At 56.5% G+C, this 17144-nt stretch carries 15 protein-coding genes and 1 tRNA gene; 6 read left to right on the plus strand and 10 right to left on the minus strand.

All coding sequences use genetic code 11. From position 1 onward, the window contains the following. Positions 1-4: 4 nt before the first annotated feature. Complete coding sequence (locus CRO08_RS00435; protein WP_097034624.1) at positions 5-1588, plus strand: fibrobacter succinogenes major paralogous domain-containing protein; 1584 nt, start codon at positions 5-7, stop codon at positions 1586-1588. A 53-nt stretch (positions 1589-1641) separates the two neighbouring features. On the opposite strand, the gene CRO08_RS00440 is transcribed toward CRO08_RS00435, so the two are convergent. Both CRO08_RS00440 and CRO08_RS00445 read right to left on the minus strand, forming a co-directional pair. After that, positions 1642-1715: transfer RNA gene (locus CRO08_RS00440), tRNA-His, on the minus strand. A 98-nt stretch (positions 1716-1813) separates the two neighbouring features. Beyond that, the gene (locus CRO08_RS00445) at positions 1814-2176 is read right to left on the minus strand and encodes a hypothetical protein (protein ID WP_072809268.1); all 363 of its coding nucleotides are present in this window, start codon (positions 2174-2176) and stop codon (positions 1814-1816) included. 65 nt (positions 2177-2241) lie between these two features. Here CRO08_RS00445 and CRO08_RS00450 point away from each other — a divergent pair, with 65 nt between their 5' ends. Continuing rightward, a complete protein-coding gene (locus tag CRO08_RS00450) occupies positions 2242-3411 on the plus strand; it encodes a ComEC/Rec2 family competence protein (RefSeq protein WP_255252176.1) in 1170 nt (389 codons plus the stop codon). A gap of 156 nt (positions 3412-3567) precedes the next feature. Here the strand turns inward: CRO08_RS00450 and CRO08_RS00455 are convergent, their stop codons facing one another. Beyond that, on the minus strand, positions 3568-4212 hold the full coding sequence (locus CRO08_RS00455) for an acyl-[acyl-carrier-protein] thioesterase (protein ID WP_255252177.1): 645 nt from the start codon (positions 4210-4212) through the stop codon (positions 3568-3570). A gap of 102 nt (positions 4213-4314) precedes the next feature. Between CRO08_RS00455 and aroA the strand changes: the two genes are divergently transcribed. The 3 genes from aroA to dacB are packed head-to-tail and all read left to right on the plus strand — an operon-like array spanning position 4315 to position 9394. After that, complete coding sequence (aroA, locus tag CRO08_RS00460) at positions 4315-5619, plus strand: 3-phosphoshikimate 1-carboxyvinyltransferase (RefSeq protein WP_097034625.1); 1305 nt, start codon at positions 4315-4317, stop codon at positions 5617-5619. Positions 5620-5624: 5 nt separating this feature from the next. Further along, the gene (locus CRO08_RS00465; RefSeq protein ID WP_176495008.1) at positions 5625-7208 is read left to right on the plus strand and encodes an extracellular solute-binding protein; all 1584 of its coding nucleotides are present in this window, start codon (positions 5625-5627) and stop codon (positions 7206-7208) included. Then, positions 7208-9394, plus strand: coding sequence for a D-alanyl-D-alanine carboxypeptidase/D-alanyl-D-alanine-endopeptidase (gene dacB / locus CRO08_RS00470; RefSeq protein ID WP_097034627.1), 2187 nt, complete (start codon positions 7208-7210; stop codon positions 9392-9394). Before CRO08_RS00465 ends, dacB begins: the two co-directional genes overlap by 1 nt. 85 nt (positions 9395-9479) lie before the next feature. On the opposite strand, the gene CRO08_RS00475 is transcribed toward dacB, so the two are convergent. Genes CRO08_RS00475 through CRO08_RS00485 form a run of 3 tightly spaced genes read right to left on the minus strand, consistent with a single transcriptional unit; the run spans position 9480 to position 12494 of the window. After that, on the minus strand, positions 9480-9935 hold the full coding sequence (locus CRO08_RS00475; protein ID WP_097034628.1) for a hypothetical protein: 456 nt from the start codon (positions 9933-9935) through the stop codon (positions 9480-9482). Positions 9936-9965: 30 nt separating this feature from the next. After that, positions 9966-11078, minus strand: a complete 1113-nt coding sequence (locus CRO08_RS00480; RefSeq protein ID WP_097034629.1) for a GTP pyrophosphokinase family protein — start codon at positions 11076-11078, stop codon at positions 9966-9968. A gap of 15 nt (positions 11079-11093) precedes the next feature. Beyond that, entirely contained in the window at positions 11094-12494 is a 1401-nt protein-coding gene (locus CRO08_RS00485; RefSeq protein ID WP_176495009.1) for a TIGR02172 family protein, read from the minus strand. 70 nt (positions 12495-12564) lie between these two features. On the opposite strand from CRO08_RS00485, the gene pgi reads away from it, so the two are divergent. Continuing rightward, a complete protein-coding gene (pgi, locus tag CRO08_RS00490; protein ID WP_097034631.1) occupies positions 12565-14229 on the plus strand; it encodes a glucose-6-phosphate isomerase in 1665 nt (554 codons plus the stop codon). 137 nt (positions 14230-14366) lie between these two features. Here the strand turns inward: pgi and CRO08_RS00495 are convergent, their stop codons facing one another. The 4 genes from CRO08_RS00495 to CRO08_RS00510 all read right to left on the minus strand — a co-directional run bounded on the left by CRO08_RS00495 (position 14367) and on the right by CRO08_RS00510 (position 16986). After that, positions 14367-14948: a Spy/CpxP family protein refolding chaperone gene (locus tag CRO08_RS00495; protein ID WP_097034632.1), complete on the minus strand. Its 582-nt coding sequence runs from the start codon at positions 14946-14948 to the stop codon at positions 14367-14369. Between the two features lie 3 nt (positions 14949-14951). Then, the gene (locus tag CRO08_RS00500) at positions 14952-15302 is read right to left on the minus strand and encodes a hypothetical protein (protein WP_073113543.1); all 351 of its coding nucleotides are present in this window, start codon (positions 15300-15302) and stop codon (positions 14952-14954) included. After that, the gene (locus CRO08_RS00505) at positions 15295-15786 is read right to left on the minus strand and encodes an RNA polymerase sigma factor (protein ID WP_255252178.1); all 492 of its coding nucleotides are present in this window, start codon (positions 15784-15786) and stop codon (positions 15295-15297) included. Before CRO08_RS00505 ends, CRO08_RS00500 begins: the two co-directional genes overlap by 8 nt. 156 nt (positions 15787-15942) lie before the next feature. Next, entirely contained in the window at positions 15943-16986 is a 1044-nt protein-coding gene (locus CRO08_RS00510) for an HD domain-containing phosphohydrolase (RefSeq protein WP_097034634.1), read from the minus strand. Between the last annotated feature and the right edge of the window lie 158 nt (positions 16987-17144).

Genomic DNA, 17144 nt, shown 5'->3' on the forward strand with positions numbered 1-17144 from the left:
AACAATGAAAAGAGTTTTAGCAATATGTGCCATGTCCGCATTCCTGCTTGCGGCTTGCGGCGATGACGAGAGCAGCGGTTTCACAACCCGCCCCGACGAGGATTCGTCTTCGTCTGTTTGCGAGGACTGCGACGATTCAAGTAGTTCGAAGGCGAAGTCCAGTAGTTCTTCTGCGAAATCGTCTAGTTCAGAGAAGAAACCTTGCGTTGTGGGCAAAGACAAGAATTGCTTTGAGGATGAACGTGACGGTCAGACATATAGGACTGTCAAGATCGGTACGCAGATTTGGATGGCCGAAAATCTGAACTTCAAGGTAGGAAACAGTGCCTGCTACGACGACGAAAAAAGTAACTGCACCAAATATGGAAGGCTTTACACTTGGGGCGCTGCAATAGACAGTGTTGGAAAATACGGCGAGAATGCCAAGGGCTGTGGCAATGGCGAACATTGCACCCCGATACCCCCTGTGCGCGGAATTTGTCCTGAAGGTTGGCATTTGCCCGATACGATGGAATGGAGAGTTCTGATTGATGTGGCTGGTGGCGAAGATGATGCCGGCAAGGCGCTCAAGTCCAAGAGTGGCTGGAAAAACGACGGCAACGGCACAGATGAATTCGGATTCTCGGCACTCCCTGTCGGAGGCCGGTTCGGCGGCAGTTTCGATGGCGACTATTTCGATGAAGGCCTCCGCGCTGATTTCTGGACATCCTCTTATTCGTACCGCGTCTTGGGCGGGGCAATCGATATGGGTCTAATGGATAACTCCGATGGAGTATTCATGGACGTTATCAGTTCCCGCGTCGGCAGCAGCGACCGCGGATATTCCATCCGCTGTCTTAGTGACGAGTCTACGATTCCCGAGCCAAAGTCATCTAGCAGTGAATCTTCGTCTTCAAGTTTGATGCAGGAAAGAGAGCCATGTGATGTTGAAACGGATGAAAATTGCATTAAAGACGAACGTGACGGACATACATATAGGATTGTTAAAATTGGTGAGCAGACGTGGATGGCAGAGAACTTGAATTATGCATACACTGGTGTTCCCTATAAATTTGAGGTACTCGGTAAGGCCTACACTTCCGATTCCATTAGCTGGTGCTATAACGATTCTGCAGAATACTGCGCCAGATATGGTCGCTTTTACACGTGGTCTGCCGTGATGGACAGTGCGGGAACTACGAAAGGCTGCCGAGGCGGCTATATGGCAACTTGTTCGAAGAAATACCCATTTCGCAGTGTATGTCCCGAGGGCTGGCACCTGCCTGAAAAAGAAGAATGGGGCACTCTGGTCGCATCTGTTGGGGGCGAAAAGATTGCTGGAAAAAAACTCAAATCCACATACGGCTGGGAAAATGACGAAAACGGCACGGATGAATTCGGATTCTCGGCGTTTCCTGCTGGTCAAAGGAGCGTCTATGGTTTATTCAGCTTTATGGGTGAACAGATTTGTTTTTGGAGTGCAAGCGATGGCGGCAGTAGTCTTGACGCCTATTGCTTGTCCTTGGGCAGTGGTGGTTATGGTGATGAAGCGCGCTTAACCCCAAAAGACAAGAGCATTGGTCGCCCCGTCCGTTGTGTGAAAGATTAATTTAAGAGTACTCCAATCAAAAAAAGACCCCGCTTGATGCGGGGTCTTTTTCGGGTGGATGACCGGACTCGAACCGGCAACATCCAGAATCACAATCTGGGACTCTAACCAATTGAGCTACATCCACCATGTAGCGAGACCAAATATAAAAAAGCCATCCCAAATTTCAAGGGATGGCGTGAATTTTTTGGTAAAAAAGGCGAAAATGCGCCGCCGGTAGCGGTTTTACGCGTTCTTTTTTTGCATGACGCGGATGAAGTTCTCGCGCTTGAAGTCGTTGCGGTGTTCCATGCAGAAACGCGGATACACGGTCTGCTTGGGGAATACCTTGATGGTGAACAGCTCGTTGCAGCCTTCCAGACAGCACTTGAAGGTCAGGTCCATCGATTCCGTGTAGTTGTGGCGGAAGATGATGTTCTTGGACTCGATGCTCTCCACGTTCTTTTTCTGCTTCTGGCGCAACTTGATGTCGCGGTGCAGTTCGCAGTACTTGGCAATCGGGTGTCCCCAGAACTCGCGGCCACAGCCGGGTTCCTGGCAGATTTTGAGCTTGATTCGCTTCTTTTTCTTGTATTTGGGTAACTGCATGCTGTAAAGATAGAAAAAAAGTGGCGTTTTGGCTCATTTTGGGGGGTAATCCCGTATATATAGGTATGAGATACTTCTTTTTGCAAGCAAAAATGCTGGCCTTCGTGGCCATTTTCGCCCTGGTGGCATCGTGCGGGTTCGTTATCGAGGAGGGGGCGCCCGAACCTTCGCCCCTGCGGGTTACGTTCCTGAACGTGGGGCAGGGACTTGCGGTGCTGCTCGATTGCGGGGGGCGGTTCGCGATGTACGACATGGGGCCCGATTCCGCGGGCGTGATTGACTCGCTTGTTGCCCGCGGGGTCGATACGCTCGAGTGGGTGGTGGTGAGCCACAACCACAGGGACCATGCGGGCGGGTTCATGGAACTTGCGGGTCGCGGTGGGGGTTCGGGCTCCGCTCGGGTCGAGGGAAGTTTGTCGCGGGCTGGAGATGGCTTGTTTCTGGGCGGAACTGTGCCGCGGGTTGGGGATAGTTTATCGCGGGTTAGGCGTGCGCCGCGGATCGGGGGAGGTTTATCTCGGGTCGGAGATGCGCCGCGGGATGTGGGAGGTTTATCTCGGGTCGGAGATGCGCCGCGGGATGTGGGGCTCGCTCGGGGCGGGAGCGCTGGTGTTGTTCGGGCCGGAACTGCACCGCGGGTGTACGTGCGCCGCCTGTACGTCGGGCCCGATACTTCGGGCGGCTTCATTCGGGATAGCGTGCTGCGGGTGGCCCGCGGGTTTGGCATTCCGGTGGATACGCTGGTGCGGGGCATGTCGCTCGGGCAGTCCTCGGGCGACGGGGAAGGTTCGCGCGGGCTGTCTTCGAACATCGGGGATGCCCCCGGGTTTGACGTGCTCTGGCCGCCGGACTACGTGCGGGAGGGCGGAAACCCCGCAAGTGTGGTAGTGCGGGTGGAATTCGGGGCGGCCTCCCTCCTGTTGACGGGCGACCTGGACTCTGTGGGGGAACGCCGCCTGCTGGAACTTTCACCCACGCTCTCCGCGGGCTTGTTGCAGGTGCCGCACCACGGGTCTGCAGGCAGCAGTTCGCTCCGGTTCATTTCGCGTGTTGCGCCGGATTACGCCGTGGTGAGTGTGGGTGCGGGCAACGCCTACGGGCACCCCCGCGAAGATGTCGTGCGCAAGTACGCCTACGTGCTCGGGGATACGGCGCGGTTCTTCCGCACCGACCTGCAGGGGAGTGTCGCGTTTGAAATGTGGCCCGATATCGGGGTGGTTGCCGGCAGCGACTAGTGAACTAGTCCGCGAAACCGATGCGTGCCTGGAAATGGCAGCGTGGAGGTTGCGCATTCCCCGTGGCTAGCAAACCTCCTGCGGTCTGCGCGGCTTGCATGTCGCCCTCGTTCATCCCGAATATATAGGCGTGGTGGTTCGTGTTCTTGAAGCGCACTATGGCGACGTTCCCCCGAGCGGGACCTGCGAGATGAAATTCATTTGTATGGAACGGATGCGGCGGCTCTTGACCTCGTCGGCATCGAGCGAGTCCATAACCCAGTCCACGTAGCGGCAGTGGTTCACGTGGTTGTTCATGTCGAGGTCGCTGTAGTGCGCCTGCTCGGTACGCAGTACCCGCGGCTCGATTTCCGGATTCAGGATGTCCATCATCTCGGGGAGAGCGTTCTTGCCCGCAAATAGCGGGATGGGGTAGGGGCTGTTCGCCGGGTTTTCCGACTTGCCCGTCTGCATGTTCACGAGCAGCCAGCTTGATGTCGCCTGCGCGATGGAATGCCCCTGCGAATCCACGATGGAGTAGTCCTTCAGGACGACCTTGTCCTTGTAGAAGTCCTTCGCCCAGGTGGATATCGAAATCTTCTCGCCCCACACGGGCTGGTGCAGTATGCGTATCTTGATGCGCGTGATGACGGTGGTGTAGCCCGCCTTCATCATCTTCCAGAGCCCGAACCCGTTCGCCTCGGCATCGGCGATGGCGGTCTCTTCCATGAACAGGAACAGGTTTGAAAGCTTCAGGCGGCTGTGGTGGTCGCAGTCCGAGAAACGGACTTCAAAGTCTTTGGTCGTGATGCCTTGTTCCATTTTTTACCTGCACGTTGTATGTGATTGCCGGTGCCGTCAAATGGCCCGTTTTTGGAACGGGCTGATTTACGGTTATCTTGTAAAAATGTATAATTTTGAAATATGGATGAGTTTCAGTTCCGCCCCTCTTTTATACAGTTATCGGCATTTAGCACTTTTAGCGGTGAAGTCCGGCTCCCGGGCTCCAAGAGCATTACCAACAGGGCTTTTTTGATTGCGGCCCTCGCGCGCGGCACAACCCGGCTCCATAACCTGCTCAAGAGCGGCGATACCCGCTACATGGGCGAGGCGCTCCAGAAACTCGGCGTGAAGATTGATTTTTCGGATGACTATTCCGAGGCGGTAGTGACCGGGAACGCGGGCCCGATTTCGGTCGAGGGCGTGGTAGATTTGTACCTCGGCAATGCGGGTACGGCGATGCGCTCGCTTACGGCGGCGCTCACGCTCGGCCGCGGGGAATTTTCCCTCGGGGGCGAAGAACGCATGAGCGAACGCCCGATACGCGACCTGGTGGACGCTCTCCGTTCGCTCGGGGCAAGCATCGAGTATCGCGAGACGGAAGGCTACCCGCCGGTGCATATCAAGGCCTCGGGCCTTGCGGGCGGCTATGTGGAGGTAAACGGCAATATTTCGAGCCAGTACCTGACGGCGCTCCTCATTTGTGCGCCGTATTGCAAGGCTCCGCTGCATATCCACGTGAAGGGTGAACTTATTTCTGCTCCGTATATCGAACTGACGATGGATGTCATGCGCAGTTTCGGTATCGAGGTCAGGCACGAAAACCTGCGCGACTTCTACGTGCCGCAGGGCGTGTACACTGCTCCCGCCGATTACGACGTGGAGGGCGACGCGAGTTCGGCAAGCTACCCGCTGGCCGCTGCTGCCATTGCTCGCGGCAAGGTGCGCGTGCTCGGCGTGGGCAAGGACAGCATCCAGGGCGATGTCGCGTTTGTGGATGTCCTCCGCAAGATGGGGGCAAGGGTGGAAGTCGGTCCGGACTGGATCGAGTGCGACGGTAGCGGATGCAGCCTCCACGGAGTGGACCTGAACCTGAACGACATTCCCGACGCGGCGATGACGGTATCGGTGCTTGCACTGTTTGCCGACAGCCCCTCGAAGATAAGCGGTATCGCGAGCTGGCGCGTGAAGGAAACCGACCGCATTGCGGCGATTTCTGCGGAACTCCAGAAGTTCGGCGCGCGCGTGACGACCGACATGGACAGCATCACGATTGTGCCTCCGGAAAAACTTGTGCCCGCGACAGTCGAGACATACAACGACCACCGCATGGCGATGTGCTTTAGCCTGGTCTCGCTCGGTGGTGTTGCGGTGAAGATCATGGACCCCGCCTGCGTAAACAAGACTTACCCCCACTTCTTCGAAGACTTTACCCGACTCGCAAAATGATCCGTTTGTCCCGACATATCGTGCGTGCAGCAGTTGCGGTTGCCATGGTGGCGACGGCGTCGCTTGCGGTGCCCGAACTGAGGCGTGCCGATGTCGATACGCTGCACCTGTGGATGATGGACAACGGGCTTGGCTCGCAGAAGGCGGTCAAGAAACTGGTGAAAAAATATCACCGCGATACGGGAGTCCCCGTAGAGGTGCGCGTGCTCAACTGGGGCGAGGCGTACGATGTAATTACGAAGGCGTTTGCGCATCCGGATTCCGTTCCGGATTTCCCGGATATCATCCAGCTGGGTTCCACGTGGGTTCCGCACTTTGCCTCGGTTGGCAACCTTCGCCCTCTCGATTCCCTCATTGCCCAGGTCGATTCGTCCCGATTCTATGTGGAAGCGTTCCGCGCAAGTCACATCGGCGCAGGCAAGGAAGTGTACTCGTTCCCGTGGTTCCTCGACGTGCGTGCACTTTTTGCGAACGAGTGGCTGTGGCATACGCTCGGTATCGAGGAATCGGACATCGCGTCGTATTCCAAGTTCATGGGTGCGCTCCGTGCCATCAATCGTGGTGAACTCAAGAATTCCGAGATGAAGCGCGTGGCGGCGTTCGCTCTGCCCGGTCACGAGGATTGGACCGGCCCCCAGCAGATGGCTCCGTTTATCTGGAATCTCGGTGGTGATTTCCTGGACTGCAGGCAGGGCGCATGCACGAGTGCCCTGCTTGACCAGAAGACGCTTGACGGGCTTGCCGTGTATGCGGCGATTCTCGGTGACGAGGAACTGGCCCCGCAAAGCCTGCACGAAAATTCCCAGCAGAACGCGGTGCGGTTCATCAATTCCGAACTGCTTATCCATTACGGTACCTCCGAACTTATCCGCCAGCTGGAGTTTTCCGAAGAGGCGGGCGGGCTGCGTTCCAGCGCGATTGCCGATGACGGCATCATCATCCTTCCCTTCCTTGCGTCCTCGTTCAAGTCCACGTTTGTGGGCGGGAGCCACCTTGCCTTGCCGACAGGGGGCGATTCGACGAAGTTTGCCGCGGCGCAGTCCCTGCTTGCTTACCTGTTGCGTACCGACAACCTGGACGCGTACTGCCGTGCCGTGGGCTTTTTGCCTTCCGACCGCGGGCTCATAAGCATCTGGAACCAGGACCGCCGTTACTCGCAGTTGGTACAGAGCCTCGAAAGCGGCAAGAGCTTCCCGAACATTCCTCAGTGGGGCGCCATCGAGGGCGTGCTTATCAAGTTTGCAAACGACATGGGCTCCATGTTCGCCGTGACGGAAGACAAGGCTGCCCGCAACCATGAACTCGCGGAACTCCTGGTGCAGGCGCATTTCAGGATAATGGAGATACTGGGCCAGAAGGAAACTGAAAAGGAAGCTGACCTGGTTGCGCGCGCGGAAACTGCCTTTGCGACAGAAATACAGGAAATCGAACCCGAAGACCTGCAGTTCGAACCGCTCCCGACTCCGCAGCCGGCGTGGCGCATGGTGTTCTTTGCGGGTATTGCCGCGGGGCTCGTGATGATTGCCCTTTTCGCGCGGCTGATTGTTTATTTTGTTCATAACCGCAAGAAAAAAGGGACGAAGTCCTGATGAAGTTTTTCGCGAGGTTGGTTTCCCTTGCCCTTTGGGCGGTACTGCCTGCGGTTGGCGCGGGGCTGGATGTCGCGGAATACCAGGCTTACGTGGATTCGCTGTTGCCCGAGGTGAGTTTCGGGCTATCCGTGCGTTCCGTAAATACGGGCAAGGAGCTGGCGAACATCAACGGGAACGAACTGTTTACGCCCGCGAGCACCATGAAGACGCTCTCCACGGCGACGGCACTCCATTTCTTGCCGCTCGATTACGAACCCGAGACGAAGTTCTCGCTTATGGGGGCGCAGGATGGGAATGTGTTTAGAGGCACGCTGAACGTCCGCGGCGAGGGCGACCCGAACATTTCGGCACGTTACTACACTGATCCGCTCATGTGGCTCTACGGTATTGCCGATTCCATCAAGGCGCTCGGCGTCGATACCCTCAGGGGAAGGCTCGTTCTCGACACGTCGTATTTTTTGCCACCCTGGAAACCGGAACACTGGCGCAGCGACTTTTACGATTTCTGGTACGGGGCCGAGGTGACTCCGCTCCAGTTCAACGACAACAGTGCTGTAGTGCGTATTAGGCCCGGTGTAAACGAGGGGGATACGGTGCGTGTTTCCGTGTTGCCCGACGTGGGTTATGTGCGTGTTGTGAACAAGTTAATTACGACGAAGGCGCCCTTGAACAAGCGCGGGCGCAAGATGAAACTCAAGTGGAACCGTTCTCTTGACCCGGTAGAACCCGTAGTTACCGTAGAGGGCGAGTTCGATATCGATTCCGACTCGAGCCAGTTCGTGATTCCCGTCCGTGGCGGTATCGGGTATTTCCGTGCGGCAATGCTTACCGCGCTCCGTGACCGCGGGGTAGCCTTCCGCGAAGATACGACGGCTCCTGCGAACCCTCTCGTGAAACAGTATGCGTTCTCTACCGCGCCGTTGCTCAGCATGCTCGATGAGATTAACCAGCGGAGCCAGAATCTGCATGCCGAAACGCTTTTCCGCAACGCCGCCGCCCGCGAGTTCGGGGTGGGGAGCGTCGAGACGGGCAAGATGCTTGAACGCAGGTTCCTTGCCTCCATCGGGGTGGATTCCAGCGGGTTCGAAGTGTACGACGGTTGCGGGCTTGCTCCAAAGAATAAACTGAAACCCTCCGCCGAATCGCAGATGCTTGCCGCCATGGCGCGCCACCCCAAGCACGAATACTACATCAATTCCTTCGCGAGCCCCAAGATCGGTTCCGGCAGCAAGCGCATGTACACGCTGCAGTACCCGTGGGCGACGCGCTTCAAGACGGGTTACATTGCGGAGGTGCATGGCCTTGCGGGTTACATATTTGCGCAGGGCGATACGCTTGCCGTGGCAATGTACCTGAACAAGACGGGCAAGAACAAGGACGGCGACTGCAAGGATGTGATGGATACCCTGTGGGTCAAGCTTGTCGAGTGGGCGAATGAGGGCTTCCCGTCGCTTGTGCGCATGAAGGACATGTGGATTGCCGCGCAGGGCGTGAAGGGCCTCGATGCCCGCCTGGAATACTTCTCCAAGAAATTGCAGGGAACGCCCTACCGTCTCGGGCCCATGGGCGAGGGAACGCTTGATCCGATTGAGCCCAAGCCGCTCGTTTATCTGGATTCCGTGGACTGTGTGACCTTCCTGGAACACACGCTGGCAATGGCTCTTGCCCCGAGCGAGGATTCGCTGTTTAACGTACTGCAGAAAATCCGCTATCTTGGCGGGGAAATAAGTTACCGCACCCGCAAACACTACCTGCTTGCCGACTGGGTGGGCGAGGGCAGGTTTGCCCGCGTGCTCCCCGTGGAAGGCGATACGGTAATATCGCGCACGCTCCCGAAGAAGGACTTTTTCAAGGCGAAACGCATGAAGTACCTGGTCGATGGCAAGGAGGCCGATGACCCGCAGGTGGAAATCCGTTACCTGCCCTACGACAAGGCGCTTGAATGGGCGAAGGTCCCGCATTCCGATAGCCTGAAGGTGCTTGGCGTTGCCTTTGTCGCGAAGTCCGAAAAAATCGATGCTACCCACACCGGGTTTGTCGTGCTAAATCCGGGAGAGGCACCCAGGCTGCGCCATGCATCGTCCCAGAAGAAGCGCGTCGTGGACCAGCCTTTTGCCGAATATCTTGTAAGCCGCAAGGGGAAACTTCCCGGCGTTACCTTGTTCGAATTTATTGCACCATAATCCTGCTCGTCACACCGAAGCGCCCTCGGCGCAAGGGTGTCCATGGATACTCTTGCTGGACAATGTCCGGCTGCGGTATGACAGTCTAGTCCCCGTAATCGAATGCCAGTATGGCGACAAGCCCGTGCGTCTTTTCGCTAGAATCTTGCCCGTCGCCGTCCGCACCTTCAAAAGCGGTCCATGCGTCAGGCATCCACCCGTAGGCGTTTGTCGTCAGTTCCTTCCCGAGGGCGATTTCTGCCGACTCGATGTCTTCCCACTTGATGCTCCCGCCGGGCGATGTGTAGTAGCGCAGCATCCCGAGCGCCTCCATCGATTCGGGATGCTCGTCGACCAGCTGGTACACGCAATCCTTGTAGCTGCTGCCCGAAAGCCTCAGCACGCGGTAAAGGCGCTTGCGTCCCAGGAACTTCGCGAGGTCGCCCTGGTGGGTTGCAATCTTTGACCCGGGCCCGAAAAAGACCGCCAGTTCCCTGAAAATTTCGGAACCTTCTTCCATGAGCGGTGAAAGTTTCTTGATGAGAGCTTCAATTTCAGACATGTTCAAATCCGCTGTTCCTGGACAATCCCGCTATTTTTTCTGCATGAACGAGAGCTGCGATGCCTTCTCGTAAAGGCGTTCGGCCCGCTGTTTGTTGCCGTCGGATTCACCGTACAGGATATCGAATATGTCCTTGAGCCCGAGCGGGCCCGAGCCCGACTTGAGCGCGTAGACGGTAATGAGGCTCATTACCCCGAGCGAAGAACTGATAATGTCCAGGTCGGTATTCGCGAGCTGGAATGCCGCTAACTGGAAGGCGTCATCGGAATTTTCCTTGATGAACCTGTCCAAATCGCCGAGGGTCTTGAACCCCAGATGCTTGAACACGTCCAGGTACTGGCGCAGCGGGGACTTGCTGATTTCGGCCTGGTTTATGGATGCGATGCGGTTGTTGAGCGCATCGAAGGGCTTGAGCTTCAGGTAGTTCGCATACGAATCGCCGTCGAGCGAGACCTCCTCGAAGTTTCCGGTACTCACGAGCGACTGCACGCGGCGCCGGTATTCGTTGATGCCCGTGCGTATCTGGCAGAACTGCTCGTCGGCAAGTTCCAGCAGGCCCGCGAGCCTGTTGATGCTGCGCAGGTATTCCTTCGGGATTTCGACCCCTGACTTGTATCCGGTATCGTGGTCGAGCACCGACCATACGTGTTGCAATGCGGTACGCATCTGCACTTCGAACCGTATGTCGTTTATCTCGGGGAATTCCGGGTCAAAGAACAGCTTTTTCGGGACTCGGCAGATGTAGTGTAGCGAACTGTAGCCGAAACTGTGCAGGTCGTGCATCTTGCGCTTGTCGATGCTGTTTTCCCAGTCCACCTCGAAAGTGTTCCCGACGATTGCCGCAATCTTGTCGACCTCGTCGTAGTAGAACGTGATGACGCGCGCACCCAAAATGTCGGTAAGGTCGCTGAGCGTGTGGTACTTTTCGCCCTTGCGTTCGAGCTTGCCCACGAGGCTCTTCTCGTCCTTGACGCGCGCCTCGATGGCATTCACGTAGATGTGGTTTTCTGCCATGGCGTTCTCGAGAATCCCGCGCACGACCGTAAGCAGTTTCTCGAACATCGCGTGCTTCTCGCGGAATTCCTCGATAATGAACGTACCCTGCGGATGCAGGCCGTAACTTTCTACAGGAACAACAGGCATGGGGCAAGTCTCCGGCTAGAATTTTTCCAGGATGGAATGTTTCACGAGTTCGAACATTCCCGTGGGCGGGTTTCCCGTCCAGGTGTAGTACATGAGCATGAGGAGTGCCGCGAAGGGCTTCACCTTCTCGTCGATGCTTGCGAGCGGCTCTTCCTTGCCGAAATATTCGGGAACGAAGTAGGTCCAGACCTCGAGCATCTGCGCCGCGCTGATGTGGAACAGCTTCTGCGCTAGTTCGTCGTCGCCCGTGTGCGAAACAAAATAGAGCATGCCCACGTCGTAGAGCGGGTTGCCGTAACTGAAGGCGGAAAGGTCTATCCAGAAGTTCTTTTCGCCGTTCGTGATGATGTTCCCGATGTGCATGTCACCATGGATGCAGGTGGTCGCCTTCGGTACGCTGTCGATAAACGCCGAGATTTTCGCCTTTTCCTCGTCGGAGTATTCCTTGAGCTTGGTGATTGCCGCGCGGAAGCGGTTCTCTGTCGGGCTGAACAGTTTTGTGTCGCAGGGAATCGCGTGGAGTTTCTTGCATTCGCGGGCGAATTCCTCCGCATAGCGCTGGAGAGTTTCCGGTTCCTGCGAAATTGCGCGGGCAAAGGACTTCTTGGGCGAGATGCGCTCGAATTCCACGCCGATGCGGGTGCCGTCCGTTACCAGGCGGTGCGCATGCGGGATATTGAGGCCCTTGTCGGCAAGGTTCCATGCCACCTCAAGTTCGCGGTGGGGCTCGCTTATCGGGACAAACGGCGCGTAGAGCTTCATCATCGTCTTGCCGTTCTTGTGGTTGTAGCTTATCGCGGTAAAGCCGTCGCCACTTTCTTCGTAATCTTGCATATCGATGCGTTCGGGCTTGGGCTCGCCAAAGATTTCGCGGACGAGTTGCCCGAATTCGGTAAAGGCAAATGTGCCCGCCAGTTCGTGCAGTGCGCGCTGGAGCCCGCGGTAGTGCCATTCGTGTTCGGCAACATCCTTCACGTGGAATATATTCCAGATGGCGTCACCCTTTTCCTTGAAGTCGCGGTAGATGGCACGGGCGTTACTGAGCTTGTCGGAAAGCGCTACGATTTTTGCGTCGCGGCTTGCTTTTGAGAGACGCTCCATCGAGGCCTGCTTGCGGGCATGCCAGGAAGCTTCCTCGGAGACCCCTTCCATAAATACGTCGGATTCCTCTTCTACCAGTTTCGCAACGCGCTCGCCGAATTCACGGCGGATGTCGTCGAGCGTGACATCGGTATCTTCAACCGTATCGTGCAGTGCGGCTGCCGCCAGGAGTTCCTGGTCGCCGGTCATGGTGGCGGCAATCGAGACTGCCTCCATCGGGTGGACAATGTACGGGAAGTCCTTGCCCCGGCGCTCTATGCCCTGGTGCGCTTTTACGGCAAAGACGATTGCCTTGTCAAGTAATGAAGTATCCATGTTCATAATGTAATAAAATTTCTATATTTAGCTCCGCAACAATAACCGCTTTTGCGGAAAGGATTAATCTATGTCGAAACTGACTGATTCTCAGGAATGGAAGGCCCTTGAGGCCCACGCCGAAGTCGCCAAGACTTGGCACATGAAGGAACTCTTCGCGAAGGACCCGGCCCGTGCCGAGAAGTTCAGCCTGGAAGCCTGCGGACTCTTCCTGGACTACTCCAAGAACATCATCACCGACGAGACCATGGCGAAGCTCCAGGACTTGCTCAAGTCCGCGAACTTCGAAGACATGCGCAAGAAGTACTTCGCCGGCGAGAAGATTAATACCACCGAAAAGCGCGCCGTGCTCCACACCGCTCTCCGCTACAAGGGTAATGACCCGATTTGCGTCGACGGCAAGGACGTGATGCCCGAAGTCCGTGCGGTTCTCAAGCACATGGAAGACTTCACCCACCTCGTCCGCAGCGGTAAGTGGAAAGGCCACACCGGCAAGTCCATCAAGTACGTGGTGAACATCGGTATCGGCGGCTCTGACCTCGGTCCGGTGATGGTCACCGAAGCCCTCAAGCCGTATGCCGACAAGCCGATTGCCGGCGAATACTCCCCGGAAGTCTACTTCGTTTCTAACATCGATGGCACCCACATGGCCGAGACCCTCAAGAAGGTGAACATCGAAGAAACGCTCTTCATCGTCGCTTCCAAGACCTTCACCACTCTTGAAACCATGACGAACGCCGAAACCGCAAAGGCCGCCGTCCTCAAGGCTTTCAATGGCGACGAAAAGTCCATCGCCAAGCACTTCGTTGCGCTTTCCACCAACACCGAGGCCGTCGCTGCCTTCGGTATCGACACTGCCAATATGTTCGAATTCTGGAACTGGGTCGGCGGCCGCTACTCCCTGTGGTCTGCCATCGGCCTCTCCATCGCGCTCCGCATCGGCTTCGAAAACTACATGAAGCTCCACCAGGGCGCTTACGAAATGGATCAGCACTTCAAGACCGCTCCGGCTGACAAGAACATGCCGGTTATCCTCGCCCTCATCGGCGTGTGGTACAACAACTTCTTCGGTGCCTCCAGCTACGCGATGCTCCCGTACGACCAGTACCTCCACCGCCTCGCCGCTTACTTCCAGCAGGCCGACATGGAATCCAACGGCAAGACCGTTGACCGCGACTCCAAGCGCGTGAACTACCAGACGGGTCCGATCCTCTGGGGCGAACCGGGTACGAACGGCCAGCACGCCTTCTACCAGCTCATCCACCAGGGCACCAAGATGATTCCTTGCGACTTCATCGCCCCGGCCAACAGCCACAACAAGGTCGGCGACCATCACCAGAAGCTCCTCTCCAACTTCTTTGCACAGCCCGAAGCCTTGATGAACGGCAAGACCCTCGCCCAGGCCCAGGAAGAACTCCGCAAGGATGGCAAGAGCGAAGAAGAAATCGCATTCCTCGCCCCGCACAAGGTGTTCGAAGGCAACAAGCCGACCAACTCCATCATGATGGACTACGTTTCTCCGGAAACGCTCGGCGCCCTCATCGCCATGTACGAACACAAGATCTTCACTCAGGGCGTTATCTGGAACATCAACAGCTACGACCAGTGGGGTGTTGAACTCGGCAAGCAGCTTGCCAAGAAGATCCTTCCGGAACTCGCCAAGGCCGATGCCGAACTGAACCACGACAGCTCTACCAACGGGCTCATCAAGTGGTTCAAGGCTCACCAGGCTTAATGGACCCTATCGCGCTTCGCACTCCAGGGTGACATGTCGTTCTGGAGTGTCCGCAAGGACACGATAGAATCTAGGAACTTAAAAAACCGCGGTTTAAACCGCGGTTTTTTGCTATTTACGACAAGTTTGTCTAAAAGTTATTCCTGCGGGCCCTTTTTCCTGCGGTCCTTGAATTCTTTCATGCGCTCCTTGCGGAACTGATTGAACTTTTCCAGCTGTTCCTTGGAAAGCACTTTCGCGAGGGACTGCACGCCGTTGATGCGGTGTTCGAGCAGGGCCTTGTCGGCATCGAGCACCTTGGCCTTCGCGTTTTCGGTTGCGGCCTGGTCGCCGCTTTCGAGCGCTTCGCCCAGTGCCTTCTCTGCGTCGTGCTTCTGCTGGCGCAGTTCCTTGAATATGGAATCTCCCTTCGCGCGGTTGGCATCGAGGGCAGCCTTCTGCTCGGGTGTCACCTGCAGGAGCGAATCGATGACTTCCGGGTTCATGTGCCCCCTGTGCTTATGCCCCTTGTGGAAGTCGCCGTGCGGGCGGTGGTCCTTGTGAAAATCGCCATGCGGTCCCGGAGGCGGGGGAGGCGTCATGCCTTGGCGCATGCACTGCGACATGTCTGCCTTCTGGCAGCAGCAGGCGCTGTTCTTGCTGCAGAAGTTCCCGAGGATAACCCCGAGGGCAAGCGCGAATGCGACTATGCCTGCGATGAACAGTTTGGAATCTTTCATAGATTACTCCTTGGTTAAATAGCTGAACCCGACAGTTTCCTCGAGGGTTTCGAAATCGTCGTCGTTTGTTGAATTCCCTAGGCCGTTGTACCAGCTGGTGATATCTTCCGAGGCGACGTTCTCGAGGGAGATTTCTTCGGTGGAACTTTCGATTGCGGGGAGAATTGCGGTGAGGCTTACCAGCACGAGGCTTGCCGCGAGCGGGATGGCGCTGTACAGGCTCCTGATGCTCAAGATATTCCCCTTGTGGGCGCTGGCGTTGGCCTTCGCGTCGAGGCGTGCGCATACCTTGCTCCAGGAATCCTCCCGGGGTGTAATGCGCTCCATTTTCGAGAAGTCGATCTTGTCAAGCATTTTTCAGTTTCTCCGTTATGTAGTCCTTCACGAAGTGCCTTGCGCGGCTGAGACGCGCCTTGATGGTGCCGTCCGGCATGCCATATATTTCGGCGAGGTCCTTCACGTCGAGGTCTTCGGCATCCTTGAGCCAGAGCATGCCCCGCGTCTCGGCGGGGAGTGCGTTCAGCCCGAGTTGCAAGAGTTCCGGGTCGAACTGGTCGTTGCGGGGGGCTTCCTGCTTCCCGAGGGTCTCCTCGACAATCGTGTCGAGGTTCAGTTCCTCGAGTTCGCCGTGGCGCTTTTCTGCCCGCAGCTTCATGAGGCAGGCGTTCACGGTGAGCCGGTAGAGCCAGGTCCCGAGGGCGCTTTGCCCGCGGAATGCCCGGATGGCGTCCGGAATGCCGACAAATACGTCCATGAGGATGTCTTCGGCGCGGTCGCGGTCCTTGAGCATGCGGAAGGCGAGGTTCAGCATCTTGGTGCTGTGTTCTCTCCACAGCATTCCAAGTGCCTCCCGGCTGCCTTCACGGATACCTTTTGCAATAACCTGTTCGTCCATTCTGCTATTTGGATGCACGGGAAAAACCTTCGGTTGCATCTATTTTCCCGAAAAAAAACATCCCCATACCCGCAATCTCTAATAACCAATGACCAATAACTAGTCTTCCGCGTGGCTCTTGAGCACGTTCTCGATCTTATCCTGCGCCTTGAAGAACGCTTCCACGCAAACCGGGTCAAAATGCGTGCCCGTCTCTTCGCGGATGATGGCGTAAGCCTTCTCTAGCGGCATGCCCGGCTTGTAGACGCGTTTTGATACAAGTGCATCGAATACATCGGCAATCGCCATGATTCTTGCGCTGAGGGGGATTATTTCACCTGCAATTCCATCGGGGTAGCCCCTGCCGTTCCACCATTCGTGGTGCGCCCCCGCCATGTCGATGGCGGTATCGAGGAACGAGGAGTGCTCGGTTGCCTCTACGGCGTCCTTCAGGAGCTTGCGCCCAACGGCGGCGTGGCTCTTCATGATGGCGAATTCCTCGTCGGTAAGCCTGCCCGGCTTGTTGAGGATGGCGTCGGATACGCTTATCTTGCCCACGTCGTGCAGCGGGGCCGCTGTGGTGATGTCGTTTAAGAACTTGTCGTCGATTTCTTCCGGGAACTTCTTGTCGTCAAAGAGCTGCTGCGCGATAATCTTCACGTACTCCGCCGTGCGCTTGATGTGCCCGCCCGTGTTGCCGTCGCGGCTTTCCACCAGTTCTGCCATCATCATGATGGTGCCGACCTGGTTTTTCATCAGGCGCTGTTCCAGCTTGGCTTTCTCGGTAATGTCATCGAGGATGAGCACCACGCCGACCGGCTTCCCGTTGTCGTCCTTGGTGTACGAGGATGTCACGTAGAGCGTCTTGGTTTCCTTGCCGGTATAGTAGGGCGTCGTCATCTTGTGCGACACGTCGGATTCGTAGATGGCCTTGTTGACGCAGTCGTTGAAGGCGTCGTTCTCTTCGTACTCGAAGAAGCACGCGGCGAACTTCTGGCCAATCATCTCTTCCTTGGTCTTGTCGAGAATCTTTGCGGCGGAATCGTTCACGAACGAGATTATCCTGTTCGCCTTGTCTATCACGAGGACTCCGTTCCCCATGTCGCGGATGATGTTCCGCGATATCACGTCATTATTTGTTGCGTCTAGGTTGGCTGACATCATACATTTTTTTGTCTTTTATTTACATATAGTAAAAAACTGAGGGCCTGTTGTATAGGGGGGAACGCGTTTTTTTCTTAGGAAAAAAGGCACTTTTTGTCCCGAAAATTGCAGAAATTCATCAAAAATGTGATTTTTGTCAAGTCCGCTATGGATAAAAC

It is taken from the genome of Fibrobacter sp. UWT3, from assembly GCF_900230125.1.
GTDB lineage: Bacteria > Fibrobacterota > Fibrobacteria > Fibrobacterales > Fibrobacteraceae > Fibrobacter.